Source organism: Kordia periserrulae (genome assembly GCF_003054265.1).
GTDB lineage: Bacteria > Bacteroidota > Bacteroidia > Flavobacteriales > Flavobacteriaceae > Kordia > Kordia periserrulae.
In genome coordinates, this window is record NZ_QBKT01000002.1 from 494,542 (window position 1) to 512,486 (window position 17,945).

The following is a 17,945-nucleotide window of genomic DNA, read 5'->3' on the forward strand; positions in this document are numbered from 1 at the left end:
GAGCGCGTCGAATGGAGACATTGAGCGTGTCGAAATGTGCCAAAAAGATACAGCGAATAGCCTGTTAAAACGCCCAAATATAAAAACACAACTGATATATTTTAAACTACGTAACAGATGAAATTTTTTATTGACACGGCTAATTTAGATCAAATTCGTGAAGCACAAGCCTTAGGTATTTTGGATGGTGTAACCACAAATCCTTCGTTGATGGCTAAGGAAGGAATTACAGGAGAAGACAACATTTTAAACCATTATAAAGCAATTTGCGAGATTGTAGATGGCGATGTTTCTGCAGAAGTCATTGCTACCGATTTTGACGGAATGGTAAAAGAAGGCGAAGCATTGGCTGCGTTAAATCCACAAATTGTGGTAAAATTACCAATGATTGCAGACGGCGTAAAAGCGTGTAAATATTTTTCTGATAAAGGCATCAAAACAAACGTGACGTTGGTATTTTCTGCGGGACAAGCCTTGTTAGCAGCAAAAGCAGGCGCAACGTATGTATCACCATTTATCGGTCGTTTGGACGATATTTCAACAGATGGATTGAATTTGATTGCAGAAATTCGATTGATTTATGATAACTATGCATTTGAAACAGAAATTTTAGCAGCTTCTGTACGTCACACGATGCATGTGATTGATTGTGCTAAGATTGGCGCAGATGTGATGACAGGACCTTTGTCATCAATTAAAGGATTATTGAAACATCCGTTGACAGATATCGGATTAGAGAAATTCTTAGCAGATTATAAGAAAGGGAACTAATACGTTTCTCAACAGCATAAAAAAAGCGTTTCATACTGTATGAAACGCTTTTTTTATGATTTTTTAAGTAAAATACTACTTCAACTGCTCATTTAAATCAGCATCATAAATATCAGCAAAAGCGTTTATGATATTTCCACTTCGGTCAGTAATGATTAATTTATTGATGCTAATCAAAGCAAAATCACGCAGTACGTCTTCTCGTTCGCCAATTCGATATTGCCTGCTTTGTGGAAAATCGAAGGTTTTTACATCTTTTTTCCATTGTTTGTGGTCTTCATCTAGACTAATTCCAATGATATTCAAACTAGGAAATTCTTTAGACAACGCTTTGATTTTATCTGTAATCAAACGTTTGTGTCGTTTTTGTTTGGAAGTCCAAAAGTAAAATAAGGTCTTTCCGCGTTTCGAATTTAAACGATTTACAGGGACACGTGCATGCTTTTCGTCGTACACAAAAATCTGATTCGAAAAGTTGTTTCCAGATTGCAGACTTTTAATGCCGTTGTGCAAATTGGTAATTTCTTCTTTCGATTTGGTATCTGTGGTAACTTTTTGATACAGTTTGAAAAATTCATTATTCTGAACAATATCTGTAGCATTGTTTCTATAATACGAATACGCCGTGTAGCGTAATAATTCATTTCGCAAAAACGGATACGTCACTAAACTGTCAATAATTTTCAATTTATTTTTATTGTACGTCAACGATGTATTGATGGGTTTCTCACCTTTCCACGATTTCTGTAAACATTCACTATATGCTGAATTGTTGATAAACTGCATAATGTATCTTGCGTACGGACTGTAATGGCTCATCGTAGAATCGTTCATGTTGACTCTCGATTTATAATCGTAAAAAGAATGGCTCAGCGTTAGGGTAGAATCTTCTTTTTTTCGCTTAAAAAACATATTCTGATACGTTTCACGGTATCTGAAATTTCGATATTGAATTGCTTTGTCTGTAAATGATTTGAATTCATCCGAAACATCTGGATTGGACGCTAGAAACTTTTTCTGTTTTGCTAATTTAATGTCTTGTAGTGAATCAATTTTTTCAAGAAATTCGTCACTATCTAGCTTTGTAAATTGATATACAGGACGCTCATGACTCGCATTTAGCAGAAATAATTCAATATAAAAATTATTCTTTTCAGCGCCTTTTCCCGTAAAAAAAAGTGTTTCGTCAAACTTATACGTGTTCAATCGCAACAATAAACTATCACCTTTTTCTAAATAAATATATTGATATTCTGGATAATGATAAAACTTATACAAACCGTCTTTATGGTTTTTCAATTTTCCCATAAATCGGTTCTTTTCGTCTAATTTTAAAGAGTCTACAAATTTCCCCTGATGGTACAATACTACATAATCATCAGCAGGATTGATAATTTCTCCACCAAAATACACCACATCTTCCGCGGTTTCTTTTTGAGAGTTATTACAACCTACTAAACACAAAAATATAAGTAATAACGGGGTAAAATATTTCATAGCAATCTGCTGCTTCTTTTCAATTTTAACAAAACTAACTATCCCAAACGCAATACGCTGTTAATAGGCTGTTAAAAATAACGGATAAAGCATTAAAAGCAATCAAAGTAAAATTCGCTGTAAAGCTTAGTAATATTCAATGTAATTCTTACTTTTGCGCAATATATAAAAAAGTTTAAAAAACGAAAAGAATGTTATCTGTATCTAACTTATCTGTGCAATTTGGAAAACGCGTCTTATTTGACGAAGTAAATACCACGTTTACGCAAGGAAACTGCTATGGTGTTATCGGAGCGAATGGCGCTGGTAAATCCACTTTTTTAAAAATCTTATCAGGAAAGATGGACCCTACTTCTGGGCACGTACACTTAGAACCTGGAAAACGCATGTCCGTATTAGAACAAGATCACTTTGCGTATGACGAACATCCTGTGTTGGAAACGGTTATCATGGGAAATAAACCTTTGTATGCCATCAAAAAAGAAATGGATGAAATTTATGCGAAAGAAGATTTTTCAGATAAAGATGGCGAGCGCGTAGGAGAGTTGCAAGTAGAGTTTGAAGAAATGAACGGTTGGAACGCCGATTCGGATGCAGCAGCGTTATTATCAAACTTAGGAATTTCAGAAGAATATCATTATTCGTTAATGAGCGAGTTAGACGGTAAACAAAAAGTACGTGTATTATTAGCACAAGCACTTTTTGGAAATCCAGATGTGTTGATTATGGATGAGCCTACGAACGACTTAGATTTTGAAACTATTTCTTGGTTGGAAAATTTCTTAGCAAATTATGATAACTGTGTCATTGTAGTTTCGCACGACAGACACTTCTTGGATGCAGTTTGTACACATATTTCAGACATTGATTTTGCCAAAATCAATCACTACAGTGGAAACTATACATTTTGGTACGAAAGTAGTCAGTTAGCGGCTCGACAGCGTGCGCAACAAAACAAAAAAGCAGAAGAAAAAGCAAAAGAATTGCAAGAGTTTATTATGCGATTTAGTGCAAACGTGGCAAAATCAAAACAAGCGACATCACGTAAAAAAATGTTGGAACGCTTAAAAGTGGAAGACATCAAACCGTCGAGTCGTCGTTATCCTGCTATTATTTTTGAAAGAGACCGCGAAGCTGGTGACCAAATTTTAAACATTGAAGGCTTAAAAGCGTCTGCCGATGGCGAAGTGTTGTTTCAAAATGTAGATATCAACTTGGCAAAAGGCGATAAAGTAGCGGTTATTTCTAAAAACTCACGTGCTACTTCGGCTTTTTATGAAATCATTAATGGTAAAATGGACGCTGAAGCGGGAACCTATCAATGGGGAATTACCACTTCACAATCATATTTACCTGTAGATAACTCTGAATATTTTGACAACGATTTAACGTTGGTAGATTGGTTACGTCAATGGGCAACTACAGAAGAAGAACGAGAAGAAGTATACGTTCGTGGATTCTTAGGAAAAATGATTTTCAGTGGAGAAGAAGCCTTAAAAACAGCAAGAGTGCTCTCTGGAGGAGAAAAAGTACGTTGTATGTTATCGCGCATGATGATGATGAGAGCCAATGTATTAATGCTAGATGAACCTACTAACCACTTAGACCTGGAAAGCATTACGGCGTTCAACAATTCCTTGAAAAATTTCAAAGGAACTGTGTTATTTACTACGCACGATCATGAGTTTGCACAAACCGTTGCCAACAGAATCATCGAATTGACACCAAACGGTGTTATTGACAGATACTTAACGTTCGACGATTATATGAGCGACAAAAAAATCAAAGAGCAACGCGAAAAAATGTATGCAGTAGAAGCATAGTTTTTCAACAATAATCCATAAAAAATCGCCTGTTTTACAATTTAAAACAGGCGATTTCTTTTTTCAGTTTACTTTACAAGCAAATACAAGCGCTTCCTTCTGTATAGTCGCACCAATACGTATCTGGCGGTGGCGGACATTGTAATGTACAATACGCCGTGCATAAATTAGAAGTTCGCGTTCCTCCTGTTAATTCGTTGGAAGTAAAACTCGAAATTGTCTTTTTTGACAACTTCAACGATGTTGTTTTTCTTTTTTTCATAATTAAAAATTTTTTGTTACTACTTTAAAATTAGAGAGTTACAATAATTTTTAAAAGAAAAATTACTCTTGATTTATAAATTACGAGTAATTCAAAAAAAGAAATTAGAAATAAAAATCTATAGAAATTCTAGCTTATAACAATGATAAGCTTTGTGAAAAGATGTGCAATCTACATGTAGTGATTATGGGAGTCTGCAAATTCCGTTATAGCAAACATACGGAAAATCACACGGTCTTCTGTGACTACAAAAACGCGGTGCTCCACCAACAATATTGCGTTGTCCTTTTTTATTAATAAAACTAAATCCGTCGAGATTTGAAATTTTATCTAACATACCCTACTTTTTTTTCATGAGATTTTAAATGTACAAAAAAATATGTAATAAAAGTAAGTTTTTTCGATGTTGAGGTTTGGAACTTGAATTTGAACTCGAACTTGAACTTGAACTTGAACTCGAACTTGAATTTGAAACATTATACGTCCGTTCGAGTGGCGAACGCAAGTTCGTTGTATCGAGAACAGCTTTGATTTTCTAAAGTTTATAGATTTATGTGTTTAGCTGCAAACAATTCAACATCCAACATTTAAAATTCTTAGTTTCAAAGCATTAAAAAACGCTTCCTACCAACGTAAAAAGCGTTTCCATATTTTATAAACAAGATTATCAAATCAAACAATTGTTACATTAAAAAATTGATACATTGTTACACTGAGCTTATCGAAGCTCCGCGCCCAATTGTTTCTCAAAACTTTGCTGTAATTTGTTCATGATTTTGTCAATCTGCTTGTCTGTCAGTGTTTTGTGTTCATCTTGCAGTGTGAAGCTTACGGCGTAACTTTTCTTGCCTTTTGGTAAATTATCACCTTGATACACATCAAACAAGTTCACTTCTTTTAGCAAATTTCGCTCGCTTTGTTGCGCAATATTATGAATTTCGGCAAAGGTTGTGTTTTCATCAATCAACAAGGCAAAATCTCTACGAACCTTTGGGAATTTTGGAATATCTTGAAATTTAATTTTTCTGTTTTTCACGACTTGCAACACGTTATCCCAATTAAAATCAGCAAAAATCACTTGTTGTTTAATGTCGAACGACTTGGCAATTTTACGCTTCACAATTCCAAACTCTACCAACTTTATTTTGCCTAAACTCAAGGTAATTCCTTCTGAAAACAACTCGTTTTTAATTGGCGAAACTTTCGTCGAATTGATGCCTAAGCGTGTCAAAATCGCGTTTACAATTCCTTTTGCATAAAAGAAATCCGTGGCAACAGGCTTGCTTTGCATCCAGGTTTCAGAAGTTGTGTTTCCAGTAATAAATATCGATAAATGCTTGAACTCTTCACGATTTCCTTCACTAAATTCATGATAGGTTTTCCCGAATTCGAACAACTTTAAGTCACTATTTTTTCGGTTGATGTTGTGTGAAATCGCTTCCAATCCAGAAAATAATAACGATTGACGCATCACAGACAAATCGCCACTAAGTGGATTTAACATTGTGATATTGTGTTCAGCTTTTAATTGCTCCGAAAGTTCAACATACGAAGCATTTGTCAACGAATTGGACATGATTTCATAAAAACCTTGCGAAACCAATTGCGTTGCGATTACATCTTGCAATTTGTAATCTTCAAAACGCGAGGTGTTTGAAATGGATGTATGCCACTTTTCATCAAATTGAATATTGTTGTAACCGTACACACGTAAAATTTCTTCAATTACATCCGCTTCACGCTGTACATCCACTCTGTAGGCAGGAATCGTTAAACCTAATCCGCCATCGGTTACCGAATTGATTTTAATTTCTAAAGACGATAAAATATTTTTAATCGTTTCTCGCGGCAATTCTTCACCAATCAATTTGGAAATATTGTCAAACGAAACACGCACTTGAAAGTCTTCAATTTTTGTCGGATAACTGTCAGAAACATCACTCGTAATTTCGCCACCAGCCAATTCTTGAATCAATAATGCAGCCCTTTTCAACGCGTATTCAGTACTATTTGGATCAATACCACGCTCAAAACGGAACGAAGCATCTGTGTTCAATCCGTGACGTTTTGCCGTTTTTCGAACAGAAACAGGATTAAAATAGGCACTTTCTAAGAAAATATTGGTCGTATGTTCAGTTACGCCCGATTTTAATCCGCCAAAAACACCTGCAATACACAATGGTTTTTCCGCATCACAAATCATCAAATCGTCTTCGTGCAATTCGCGTTCAACTTCGTCTAGCGTAATGAATTTTGTGCCTGCTTTTAAGGTTTTCACAACAATTTTATTCCCAGAAATAAAATTCGCATCAAAGGCATGCAACGGTTGTCCTAGTTCGTGCAATACATAATTCGTCACATCAACCACATTATTTTTTGGCGTCAAACCAATTGCCTTTAAACGATGTTGCAACCATTCAGGTGATGCTTTTACTTGCACTCCAGAAATCGTCACACCACAATAGCGAGGCGCTAAGTTTTTATCTTCAACATCCACATCAATTTTTAGTGTACGATTGTCTACTCTAAAACTGCTGGTAGATGGTGTAATGAGCTCTATATTGATGTCTTTTTGAAGCAATCCTGCTTTTAAATCGCGCGCCACTCCGTAATGACTCATCGCGTCAGCTCTGTTGGGCGTTAATCCAATTTCAAAAACGGTATCATTTTCAATGTTAAATACTTCGTTTGCAGGCGTTCCAGGTTTTAAATCGTCATCCAACACCATAATTCCGTCATGACTTTCGCCCAAACCAAGTTCGTCTTCGGCGCAAATCATTCCGTTAGACACTTCGCCACGAATTTTCCCTTTCTTGATTTTAAATCCGTTGCCATCTGCATCATATAACGTCGCTCCAGCAGTCGCTACAGGTACTTTTTGACCAGCTGCCACATTCGGTGCACCACAGACGATTTGTACAGGTTCTCCATTGCCTAAATCAACCGTAGTCACTTTTAAACGATCGGCATTTGGATGTTGTACGCAGGTTAATACATGTCCGACAACGATACCTTCCAATCCACCTTTTACAGATTCATATTTTTCGATGCCTTCTACCTCTAAACCTAAGTCTGTTAAGAGTTCGCCCGTTTTTTCAGCATCCCAGTCAAGTTGGATAAATTGCTTTACCCAATTGTATGATATTTTCATTAGTATTCGTATTGATAGTCCGCAAAGATAAGATAATACGCAGAGTTGGCAAATATTTATTCCCTTGAAAAAGGGAATCTCTATGGAGTAAATTTTTGTTAGATTTTTAGACTTTTTTCACGCTTACGCGCGAACTTTATTTAGACCGTTTTACTTTTGGACTTATTGAAATTTTAATTGTGTTGAATTTTTCATTCCTGAATGTCACATCGAGTGCAGTCGAGATGAATTCAGTAAATAAACCTACAAAAACTATAGAGTTTTGTGAATTATTGTAATTTGTAACCAATAATTCGAACCAAATCACCTAAGCATTACTTTTCAACATAAAAAACCGTTACAATATTTATAGACAAAAAAGGAAAAGTCCGACGCATTCATACAGGTTTTAACGGTCCTGCTACGGGAAGTAAATACGTAGCTTTCAAAAATGACTTTGAAAACTTCGTTTCAACGCTACAAAAGAATAATTAGTTACGGTTTAATATATTGATTAGTAGGGTGTAAACGTAAAATTACGTTCTAAATGAAAAGCCAACAATTAGTTCATATGAAATTAGCAAAAACTAAAGTATTTTTATAGGGTAGAAAATTAAACCCAACCAAAATACATATTATGAAAAAACTATTACTTTGGCTTTTTTTAGTTGTAAGCTTCACTTCGTATGCGCAAATTCCAGCGTATTACAACGATGTAAACCTCTCGCAATCGGGAACAAACTTAAAAGATGAACTTGCGACTAAAATTATTTCCACACACACCACATTCTTATCATACACACCAGGCGTATGGAATGCGTTGCAACAATCAGATTTAGATCTTACAAATAGTTCAAATGTGCTGTTAATTTACGGTCACAACGATACGGACGGAAGTGTGGTAAATGACAGAACACGTGATAAATTTCAAAACGGCGGAAGCGTAGGCGACTGGAATCGAGAGCATGTATTTGCAAAGTCACTAGCAAATCCCGATTTGGGAACTTCAGGTCCAGGCGCAGATGCACACAATCTACGTGCGTGTGATTTTCAACAAAATTCCACTCGTAATAATCGTAAATTCGGTGTAGGAACAGGAATTGCAGCCTATATAAATCCTACAGGCGATTGGTATCCTGGTGACGAATGGAAAGGAGATGTAGCGCGTATCATTATGTTTATGTATTTGCGGTATGGCAATCAATGTTTGCCTGCAAATGTAGGTACAGGGACACCTTTAAGTGTTGACAATAATATGATTGACTTGTTTTTGCAATGGAACGTAGACGATCCTGTTTCTGCTTTTGAAGAAAATCGCAATGAAGTATTGGCAGGAATTCAAGGAAATCGCAATCCTTTTATTGACAATCCAGCGTTTGCTACGCAAATTTGGGGCGGTCCGCAAGCAGAAGATAAATTCAATGTAGGCAACGATACGGAAGCACCAACAGTTCCTCAAAATTTGACAGCTTCTAACATAACAACTACAGCTGCAACATTAAGCTGGACGGCTTCGACAGATAATGTTTCGGTAGCATCCTATGAAGTATTTCGAAATGGAGTATTTATCGGAAATACGCCAAACACAACATATAATGCAACTGGACTAGCAGCAAGTACTTTGTACACCTTTACTGTACGAGCAAAAGATGCTGCGGGAAATACGTCAAACAGTAGTGCTGGCGTCACCATTACTACTAACGTAGCTGGTGTAACTACAGAATTATTCTTTTCTGAATATGTAGAAGGTTCTTCGTTTAACAAAGCATTGGAAGTAGCGAATTTTACAGGAAGTTCCGTAAATCTTTCAAGTTATAGCATCAAAAAACAAACCAACGGCGCGGGAAGTTGGTCTGCAGGATATCCACTAAGCGGAACCTTAACCAACGAAAATGTATTTGTATTGGCACACAGCTCGGCAGATGCTGCGGTGATTGCACAAGCAGATGCAACAACTACAAATTCTTCCATCACTTTCAACGGAAACGATGCAGTAGGATTGTTTAAAAATGATGTTTTAATTGATATTATTGGCGTATTTGGTTCAAGCGCTACATTTGGACAAGATGTGACTTTGCGTAGAAAAGCAGAAATTACCAATCCAAATACTACCTACACAACTTCCGAATGGGACAGTTATGCAAGCAATACGTTTTCTGATTTAGGAACACACACTGTAAATGGCGGCACAACTCCTGATACGGAAGCACCAACCATACCAACCAATATCATCGCGTCCAATATTGGCGAAACTACAGCCACACTAAATTGGACAGCTTCAACAGATAATGTCGGCGTTTCGGCGTATGATGTGTATCAAGATGGAACTTTGATTGGAAGTACAGCATTTACCAATTACAATGTTTCTGGACTCACCATATTCAACACTTATACGTTTACAGTTCGTGCCAAAGATGCTGCAGGAAATACATCTGCCACAAGTGCTGGAACCAATGTGACTACGGTGGATACAACAGCGCCAACCGTTCCAACAAATGTAATAGCATCCAATGAAACGCAAACTACTATTGACTTATCATGGACAGCTTCTACAGACAATGTAGGCGTAACAAGCTATGAAATTTACAGTTCAGGAGCTTTGGTAACAGCTACAACTTCTACGTCCTATCAAGTGACGGGACTTTCTCCTAACACAGCATATTCATTTACCGTAAGTGCGGTAGATGCAGCAGGAAACACGTCTGCAACAAGTACTGCGGCAACGACAAGTACAACGTTTGATCCTGTAACGGGTGAAGCGGATTTATTCTTCTCAGAATATATTGAAGGTTCGTCATTTAACAAAGCGTTGGAAATTGCGAATTTCACAGGAGCTCCAGTCGATTTATCAATCTATTCTATAAAAAAGCAAACCAATGGCGCGGGCGATTGGGCTTCTCCGTATAACTTATCAGGAGTGTTGGCAAATGGCGATGTTTTTGTCATTGCGAACAGTTCAGCGAATGCATCCATACTAAATCAGGCAGATGTGAGTACTGGAAGCGGCATTGTAACCTTTAACGGTAATGATCCTATCGGATTGTTTAAAAATGATGTACTCATTGATGTCATTGGTACGTTTAATGGCGGAAGTGCTAATTTCGCAATAGATGTCACTTTACGTAGAATTGCAAGTGTTACGAGTCCAAATACAAATTACACAGAACCAGAGTGGGATGTGTTTGCAACGGATACCAGCTCAAATTTAGGAGCACATGCTGTTGATGGTGGCGGAAATACAGGCGGAACTGGCGGAAGTACGACCGTACTGCATGAAGGCTTCTTTGAAACGGGACTTGACGGTTGGGTTGATGGCGGTGGCGATTGCGCGCGTTACACAGGAAGTCTATCGTATGAAGGCAGTTATTCAATTCGCTTGCGAGACGATTCAGGAACAGCTTCTTCCATGACCTTAAATGATATTGATGTTTCTCCGTATGATGAGGTTGAAATTGATTTCTATTTTTACGCAAATAGCATGGAAACTGGCGAAGATTTCTGGGTACGTTACCACGATGGGACTAATTGGCAAACCGTACGTACATACGCAAGCGGAACTGATTTTGAAAATGGAAGTTTCTACAATGCCAAAGTCACGCTCAATAGCACGAATTACAGCTTTGTAAACAATGCAAAGTTCAGATTTCAATGTGATGCTTCTGCCAATGCCGATCAAATTTATATCGATCAAGTGACGATTACGGGAATTGTGAACGCTTCCGCGAGAATGATTACGCAGTCAAGCAAAGTCACAACAAGAGAACTTTCTGCAGTAGCGACCACAGACGAATTGGAAATGGAAGAAGACTTTACCATGTATCCAAACCCTACGTCCAATCAACTAGAAATCCGAATCTATGCAGATGCTTCCGCTAAGTATCAAATTCATTCCTTAGTTGGGCAAATCGTAAAAGAAGGAACGCTAAACACTAAAATCATTGATGTAAGCACGCTAAAAGCGGGAATGTACATTTTACAAATAAATGATGGCGATGAAATTTTGACAAAGCAATTTGTGAAGGAATAAGTCTTTAAAATTTATCAAAACAACAAAAGCTGTTTGAGAAAGTACTTCTCAAACAGCTTTGTCATTTAGAATTGTTACATTTATGGCATGAGAATATTTTGTTTTTTAATCGTAATTTTATCCACTATGACGCTACAAGCACAAGACTTTCAAAATCATGCGTGGAAACACCGAGTTATAATTGTAAAAGGAAATGATGCAGAAAGAAGTGCTTTTTTAGTACAATTTCACCCAACAAAGCAAGAAGAACTCAAAGAGCGGAAAATAGTTATCTATTCCGTAGGAAGAACAACAACACTCATCAATCATGCAGACGGTCAAAATCCTATCATGTATCCTGATGTGGAACTGCCTCAAAAATACCAAGACATGTTGCAAAAGGACGAAACTTTTGAAATCTTACTCATCGGTTTGGATGGCAGTGTTAAAATGCGAAAAACAAGTTCCTTTACACCACAAGAATTATACGACAAAATAGATTCCATGCCGATGCGTAGAAGTGAGCTCAGGAAGAATTAGTTGTCGGTTTTCAGTTTTCAGTAGTCAGTTATTTTTATTTTAATTCAACAATCTAAAATCGTCAATCTAAAATCGTCAATCTGAAATCGTCAATCTGAAATCGTCAATCTAAAATCGTCAATCTAAAATCGTCAATCTAAAATCGTTAATCTGAAATCGTTAATCTGAAATCGTTAATCTAAAATCGTTAATCTAAAATCGTCAATCTAAAATCGTCAATCTAAAATCGTCAATCTAAAATCGTCAATCTAAAATCGTCAATCTAAAATCGTCAATCTACAATCGTTAATCTTTTGTTTTCAGTTATGAGTTTGATTTTACTATTTAAGCGTTCAACAAAAAACAAAAAACAAATAACGAACAGCCAGCAACCAACTCAATAACTCTTCAATGTAATTCCAAAAGTCAAAAACTGATCTTCCTGTTTTTGGTCAGCAATAACGACACTTTCAAACGTGTGTAAATAATTCACTTTAAAATTCATAAACTTCCAAATTGGCAGCTCTATTCCCACATCGGCTTGCCAGCGAAAATTATTATTATAGCGAATAGAAGGTTGAAAAAAGCTTTCGTGACTCAAAATGACTTTATCCTTAAACAGATGATACTTTCCATTTATCCAGATAGTACCGCGTAATGTATTAATCGTGCCGCTTCCGTCAAATTCATCTTTGTTAAAATCGGTCATGGAAAAACGTGTGTATTCATATTCGCTTGTCAGGGAAACTTTGAGCCAACGTTTCTTATTTGTCAAAATTTGGTACGTAACACCGCCGCCCACCAAATAGCGCAAATCAATTTCTCTACGAAAATTTGTACTGATAAAGGCTAAAGCTTGCGAATAAAATCGCTTTTTGGGATTTAGGTATAAAAAATTCAGACTCAAAATATCTTCGTCTGCTTTTTCTTTGCCAAATTCTTGATACACGTATGAGTTTTTCGTTTTAAAAACCCAATCGTTAAAAGGAGTAAAGGCAACTTCCGATTTTGCTCTAAAAATAAACGTGTCTACATTGCCACCTTGCCAAAAGCCTGTTAATGACAAATCGGCTTTTATTTTTAAAGAATCACTTTCATTAATCTGTGCTGTCAAAAATATGGGGAACAGCCACAGGCAATACCAAATCTTTTTCATCTCAAATTCCTTTTTCAAAAACGCCGTAAGATACTAAACATTTTTTAGAACGATTTCTTTCCTACAAATGTTAATTAACATTCCTAATGATAAGATTAACAAAGCTATAACAAGTCAACTAAGTTTGAAGTTCTAATTTGCTGTACACCAAATTAACACAATCAAAAAATTATGAAATTAAAAATTACACCATTAGCAAACATAGCTTTTGTTCTTTGCTTGCTTTTAACCACAACAACCTTTGCGCAACTCAACACACCACGCGGCAGTCAAAAAGCTACCGTATCGCAAACCGTTGGAATTTCTGAAATTTCTGTCACCTATTCCAGACCTAAAGTACGAGAACGGGAACTATGGGGAAAACTAGTTCCGTACGGAATGAACAATCTCGGATTTGGAACTGCAACAGCATCTCCTTGGCGTGCTGGTGCCAATGAAAATACAGTCATTACGCTTTCGCATGATGCAAAAATAGGAGGAAAGCCTATCAAAGCAGGAACTTACGGATTGCACATGATTGTAAACGAAAATGACAAAGCAACAGTCATCTTTTCAAGCAATAGTACTTCTTGGGGAAGCTATTTTTATGATCCATCTGAAGATGTATTGCGCGTTGATGTTATTACAACCGACATTCCGCACGAAGAATTATTAACATTCGATTTTATTCAGGTCACACCCAACTCTGCAACATTGGCATTACAATGGGGCACCAAAGAAATTCCGTTCGACATCAGTTTTGATGTTACCGAAATTGTATTGGCAGATATTCGTGATAAAATGCGCGATCAGCCAGGATTCAATCGTCAAACTTGGGAACAAGCCGCTTCGTATGCGCTCAACAATGGAGGCGATTTAGACGAAGCGTTGACTTGGATTAACAATGCAATTGCAGGACAATTTTACAGTCAACAAACATTTGCCAATACACAAATCAAAGCGGCCATCTTGATGAAACAAAACAAAAAACAAGAAGCCATTGCCGCAATGGATGAAGTAATGCCTATTGCAACGGCATTGGAAATTCACGGATACGGTCGTCAATTAATTTCGTTGGGAATGAAAGACAAAGCTTTAGAAGTTTTTGAATACAATGCCAAAAAACACAAGGATACTTGGCCAGTACATTACGGAATGGCAAGAGGATATTCAGCGAAAGGCGACTATAAAAAAGCCATAAAACACCTAGAAAAAGCCTTGAAAAATGCACCAAATGCACAAAGTAAAGCCAATGTACAAGCAAACTTAGATAAACTCAAAAAAGGAGAAGATATCAATTAAAAACATAAAAATTGCGACATGAATGAGAAACCATCGCCGTCATTCATCACCTAGAAAAAAGCATCTATCGTTTTGGTAGGTGCTTTTTTTTTAGTTGCTGGTTGCTGGTTGCTGGTTGTTGGTTGTTGGTTGTTGGTTGTCAGTTGGTCGCTTTGCTCCGTTGTGAGTTTTCGGTTGTCAGTTAGTTTCAATTATACATTCAACATTCAACATTCAACATCCAAAATTCAACATTCATTATTCGTTATTCGTTTTCGGTTATTTTCTAATTCTAAAATCTAAAATCGTAAATCTACAATCGTTAATCTTTTGTTGTCAGTTGGTCGCTTTGCTCCGTTGTGGGTTTTCGGTTGTCAGTTAGTTTCAATTCAACATTTAGCATTCAACATCCAACATCCAACATTCAACATTCAACATTCAACATCCAACATTCATTAATCTAAAGCAAAAAAATACCAAGAGCGCCAGCGAGTCTAAAAATCTAGCAGCAAAGCAGTCTAGATTCTAAAAGCGTTCACGCTGAGCTTGTCGAAGTGAAGCGGTCTAAGAGCGTAGCGCATCTAAAACATCATACATGCTGATCCATCAAAATCACATTTCCATCAGGATCGGTAATCACTAAGCTTGTCGGTCCTGTAGTGGATTCATCCGCTTCACGGGCAAACTCAAAATTTTTGCTTTTCAATTCCTTTTGAATCTCTCGGATATCTGTAAACGATTCCAACGGTTGCGCATCCTGATTCCACCCTGGATTGAATGTGAGCAAATTCCCTTCAAACATGCCTTGAAACAAACCAATCACAATATGATCATTTTTCATAATTAACCAATTCTGATTGATATCGCCGTGAAACTCTGAAAATCCTAAATCTTCATAAAAAGCTTTGGAAGCGTGAATGTCTTTTACGGAAAGACTCACCGAAAATGCACCTAATTTCATAATTGTTGTTTTTTTGTTATCTGTTATCTTTTGGTTATCAGTTTTCAATTGTCGGTTTTCAGTTTTCAGTTATTTTCTAATTCTAAAATCTACAATCGTTAATCTACAATCGTCAATCTACAATCGTCAATCTTTTTTTGTCAGTTTTCTGTTGGTTTCAATACAACATTCAATATTCAGCCTCCAACATTCAACGTTCAGCATCCAACATCCAACATTCAACATTCAACATCCAACATCCAACATTCAACATTCAACATTCAGCCTCCAACATCCAACATCCAACATCCAACATTCAACATCCAACATTTAAAATTAAAAAACCAGATGCTAAAAGCAAAGCAGTCTAAAAGATTCCTGCCTAGGCGGGAACAAGTCTAAAAGCGAAGCATTCTAACATCTAAGATATATAATTCCAAATATTCTTGTGTTTTACCAATTGCGCGTAGGTATACCGAACGGCTTTATGCTCTGGCAACGCCAAATTCGGATCAGACTTCAACACTTTTTGGGCGTAATAACGCGCTGTTTTTAAAATATCATTGTCTTTGACGATGTCTGCAATTTTTAAGTTCAACACACCACTTTGTTGTGTGCCCATAATGTTTCCAGGACCACGAAGTTTTAAATCCACTTCCGCAATTTCGAATCCGTCGCTGGTTCGTACCATCGTTTCTAGGCGAGTTTTTCCGTCAGCACTTAATTTGTGACTCGTCATGAGAATACAAAAACTCTGCTCCGCACCACGACCTACACGACCGCGCAACTGATGCAATTGCGACAAACCAAAACGTTCGGCACTTTCTATAATCATTACAGAAGCATTCGGTACATTCACACCAACTTCAATCACAGTCGTTGCCACCATAATTTGCGTTTCGCCTCTAATAAAACGATTCATTTCAAAATCTTTGTCCGCAGGTTTCATCTTTCCATGCACAATTGAAATTTGATAGTTGGGCATCGGAAATTCGCGCGCAATGCTTTCGTAACCGTCCATTAAATCTTTATAATCCAACTGTTCCGATTCTTGAATCAACGGATACACAATATAAATCTGTCTTCCTTTCGCAATCTCATCCCGAATAAATTTAAAAACTTTCAAACGATTGCTATCATATCGATGCACCGTTTTAATGGTTTTTCTGCCAGGCGGCAATTCATCAATCACAGACACATCCAAATCGCCATACAAACTCATCGCTAAGGTTCGCGGAATGGGCGTTGCGGTCATGACTAAAATATGTGGTGGCACGGTATTTTTTCGCCATAATTTGGCACGTTGGGCAACTCCAAACCGATGTTGCTCGTCAATAATTGCCAATCCGAGATTTTGAAACTGTACTTTATCTTCCAAAAGCGCGTGTGTTCCAATCAAAATGTGTAGCGAACCATCTTCCAACATTTCATGAATCACGCGTCGTTCTTTGGTTTTGGTAGAACCTGTGAGTAGCTTTACGTTCAATCCCAACGGTTCCACCAATTCCATAATGCCGTTGTAATGCTGAATTGCCAATATTTCCGTCGGCGCCATGATGCAGGCTTGAAAATCGTTGTCTATCGCGAGAAGCATAGACATCAGTGCGACAATCGTTTTTCCTGAACCGACATCGCCTTGCAACAAGCGATTCATTTGTGCGTTGCTGCCCAAATCGTTCCGTATTTCTTTGATTACGCGTTTTTGTGCGTTGGTGAGTTCAAAAGGCAAGTGATTTTTATAGAACTCATTAAACTTTTCGCCCACTTGGTCAAACGGAAACCCTTTTATCTTGCTTTTATGGATGAGGTTTTTCATGATGAGTTGCACTTGTATGTAAAACAACTCTTCAAACTTTAGTCGGTATTGCGCTTTGGCAAGCAATTCTTGATTTTTTGGGAAGTGAATATTAAATAAAGCTTCACTCTTCGAAATCAATTTGAGTTCTTCCAAAATCGTTGGCGGCAAAGTTTCATAAAACTGCGTGCGCGCTTCTATAAACAGTTGTTGCATCAACTTATTGATGACTCTGTTGGTGATGCCTTTGTTGTTTAATTTTTCTGTGGAAGGATACACAGGTTGCATGGCAGTTCGCAAACTTGCTTCATGGTCTTTCAACAATTCCATTTCAGGATGCGGCATCGAGAACAATCCGTTGAACCAATTCGTTTTGCCGAAAATGACGTACGGCGTATTCAGCTTCAAGCTGTCTTTAATCCATTTATGACCGCGAAACCATACCAACTCCATTTCGCCTGTACCGTCCGTAAACGTAGCAACCAAGCGTTTGCCTCGTTGTTGCTGTACCATTTTTAGATGGACGACCTTTCCGACGACTTGCACTTCCGAAGAGTTTCGTTGCAGTTCGTTGATTTTAAAATAGCGTGTTTTGTCAATATACCGATTCGGAAACAGATTGATAAAGTCTTGATACGTATGAATTCCCAACTCCTTACGTAGCAAATCCGCACGATTCGGACCGACGCCTTTTAGGTAATCTATGGGAGTTTGTAGGATGTTTGAATTCATTAACTCAAAAGTAAAACTTTTGATTGAAAGTTTAATAATGGTTAGTATTTAGTT

The 17,945-nt window shown here is 37.2% G+C and carries 13 protein-coding genes and 1 pseudogene; 7 read left to right on the forward strand and 7 right to left on the reverse strand.

The window, feature by feature from the left end:
• The first annotated feature begins 117 nt into the window (after positions 1-117).
• Positions 118-771 carry a fructose-6-phosphate aldolase gene (gene fsa, locus C8N46_RS06325; RefSeq protein WP_108114026.1) on the forward strand — a complete coding sequence of 218 codons (654 nt, stop codon included), beginning with the start codon at positions 118-120 and terminating at the stop codon, positions 769-771.
• A 75-nt stretch (positions 772-846) separates the two neighbouring features.
• Here fsa and C8N46_RS06330 read toward each other — a convergent pair whose 3' ends face one another.
• A complete protein-coding gene (locus tag C8N46_RS06330) occupies positions 847-2,268 on the reverse strand; it encodes a thioredoxin-like domain-containing protein (protein WP_108114027.1) in 1,422 nt (473 codons plus the stop codon).
• A gap of 191 nt (positions 2,269-2,459) precedes the next feature.
• On the opposite strand from C8N46_RS06330, the gene C8N46_RS06335 reads away from it, so the two are divergent.
• Positions 2,460-4,091 carry an ABC-F family ATP-binding cassette domain-containing protein gene (locus C8N46_RS06335; RefSeq protein ID WP_108114028.1) on the forward strand — a complete coding sequence of 544 codons (1,632 nt, stop codon included), beginning with the start codon at positions 2,460-2,462 and terminating at the stop codon, positions 4,089-4,091.
• 73 nt (positions 4,092-4,164) lie between these two features.
• Here the strand turns inward: C8N46_RS06335 and C8N46_RS06340 are convergent, their stop codons facing one another.
• The 3 genes from C8N46_RS06340 to pheT form a co-directional block, all read right to left on the reverse strand.
• Positions 4,165-4,353, reverse strand: a complete 189-nt coding sequence (locus tag C8N46_RS06340) for a hypothetical protein (RefSeq protein ID WP_108114029.1) — start codon at positions 4,351-4,353, stop codon at positions 4,165-4,167.
• Positions 4,354-4,537: 184 nt separating this feature from the next.
• Complete coding sequence (locus C8N46_RS20375; protein WP_158269090.1) at positions 4,538-4,690, reverse strand: hypothetical protein; 153 nt, start codon at positions 4,688-4,690, stop codon at positions 4,538-4,540.
• Positions 4,691-5,071: 381 nt separating this feature from the next.
• Entirely contained in the window at positions 5,072-7,504 is a 2,433-nt protein-coding gene (gene pheT / locus C8N46_RS06345) for a phenylalanine--tRNA ligase subunit beta (protein WP_108114030.1), read from the reverse strand.
• Between the two features lie 339 nt (positions 7,505-7,843).
• Between pheT and C8N46_RS20850 the strand changes: the two are divergent.
• The 3 genes and pseudogenes from C8N46_RS20850 to C8N46_RS06370 form a co-directional block, all read left to right on the forward strand.
• Positions 7,844-7,978: pseudogene (locus tag C8N46_RS20850) on the forward strand (TlpA family protein disulfide reductase); the annotation flags it as partial.
• Between the two features lie 142 nt (positions 7,979-8,120).
• Positions 8,121-11,510, forward strand: a complete 3,390-nt coding sequence (locus tag C8N46_RS20790; RefSeq protein ID WP_211314475.1) for an endonuclease — start codon at positions 8,121-8,123, stop codon at positions 11,508-11,510.
• Between the two features lie 126 nt (positions 11,511-11,636).
• Entirely contained in the window at positions 11,637-12,029 is a 393-nt protein-coding gene (locus tag C8N46_RS06370) for a DUF4174 domain-containing protein (RefSeq protein ID WP_158269091.1), read from the forward strand.
• Positions 12,030-12,405: 376 nt separating this feature from the next.
• Here the strand turns inward: C8N46_RS06370 and C8N46_RS06375 are convergent, their stop codons facing one another.
• Complete coding sequence (locus C8N46_RS06375) at positions 12,406-13,164, reverse strand: DUF481 domain-containing protein (protein WP_108114032.1); 759 nt, start codon at positions 13,162-13,164, stop codon at positions 12,406-12,408.
• 171 nt (positions 13,165-13,335) lie between these two features.
• On the opposite strand from C8N46_RS06375, the gene C8N46_RS06380 reads away from it, so the two are divergent.
• On the forward strand, positions 13,336-14,445 hold the full coding sequence (locus C8N46_RS06380; RefSeq protein WP_108114033.1) for a DUF2911 domain-containing protein: 1,110 nt from the start codon (positions 13,336-13,338) through the stop codon (positions 14,443-14,445).
• Positions 14,446-15,013: 568 nt separating this feature from the next.
• Here the strand turns inward: C8N46_RS06380 and C8N46_RS06390 are convergent.
• On the reverse strand, positions 15,014-15,385 hold the full coding sequence (locus C8N46_RS06390) for a VOC family protein (protein ID WP_108114141.1): 372 nt from the start codon (positions 15,383-15,385) through the stop codon (positions 15,014-15,016).
• A gap of 137 nt (positions 15,386-15,522) precedes the next feature.
• On the opposite strand from C8N46_RS06390, the gene C8N46_RS20380 reads away from it, so the two are divergent.
• The gene (locus C8N46_RS20380) at positions 15,523-15,735 is read left to right on the forward strand and encodes a restriction endonuclease (protein WP_158269092.1); all 213 of its coding nucleotides are present in this window, start codon (positions 15,523-15,525) and stop codon (positions 15,733-15,735) included.
• Between the two features lie 50 nt (positions 15,736-15,785).
• On the opposite strand, the gene recG is transcribed toward C8N46_RS20380, so the two are convergent.
• The gene (gene recG / locus C8N46_RS06395; protein WP_108114035.1) at positions 15,786-17,891 is read right to left on the reverse strand and encodes an ATP-dependent DNA helicase RecG; all 2,106 of its coding nucleotides are present in this window, start codon (positions 17,889-17,891) and stop codon (positions 15,786-15,788) included.
• Between the last annotated feature and the right edge of the window lie 54 nt (positions 17,892-17,945).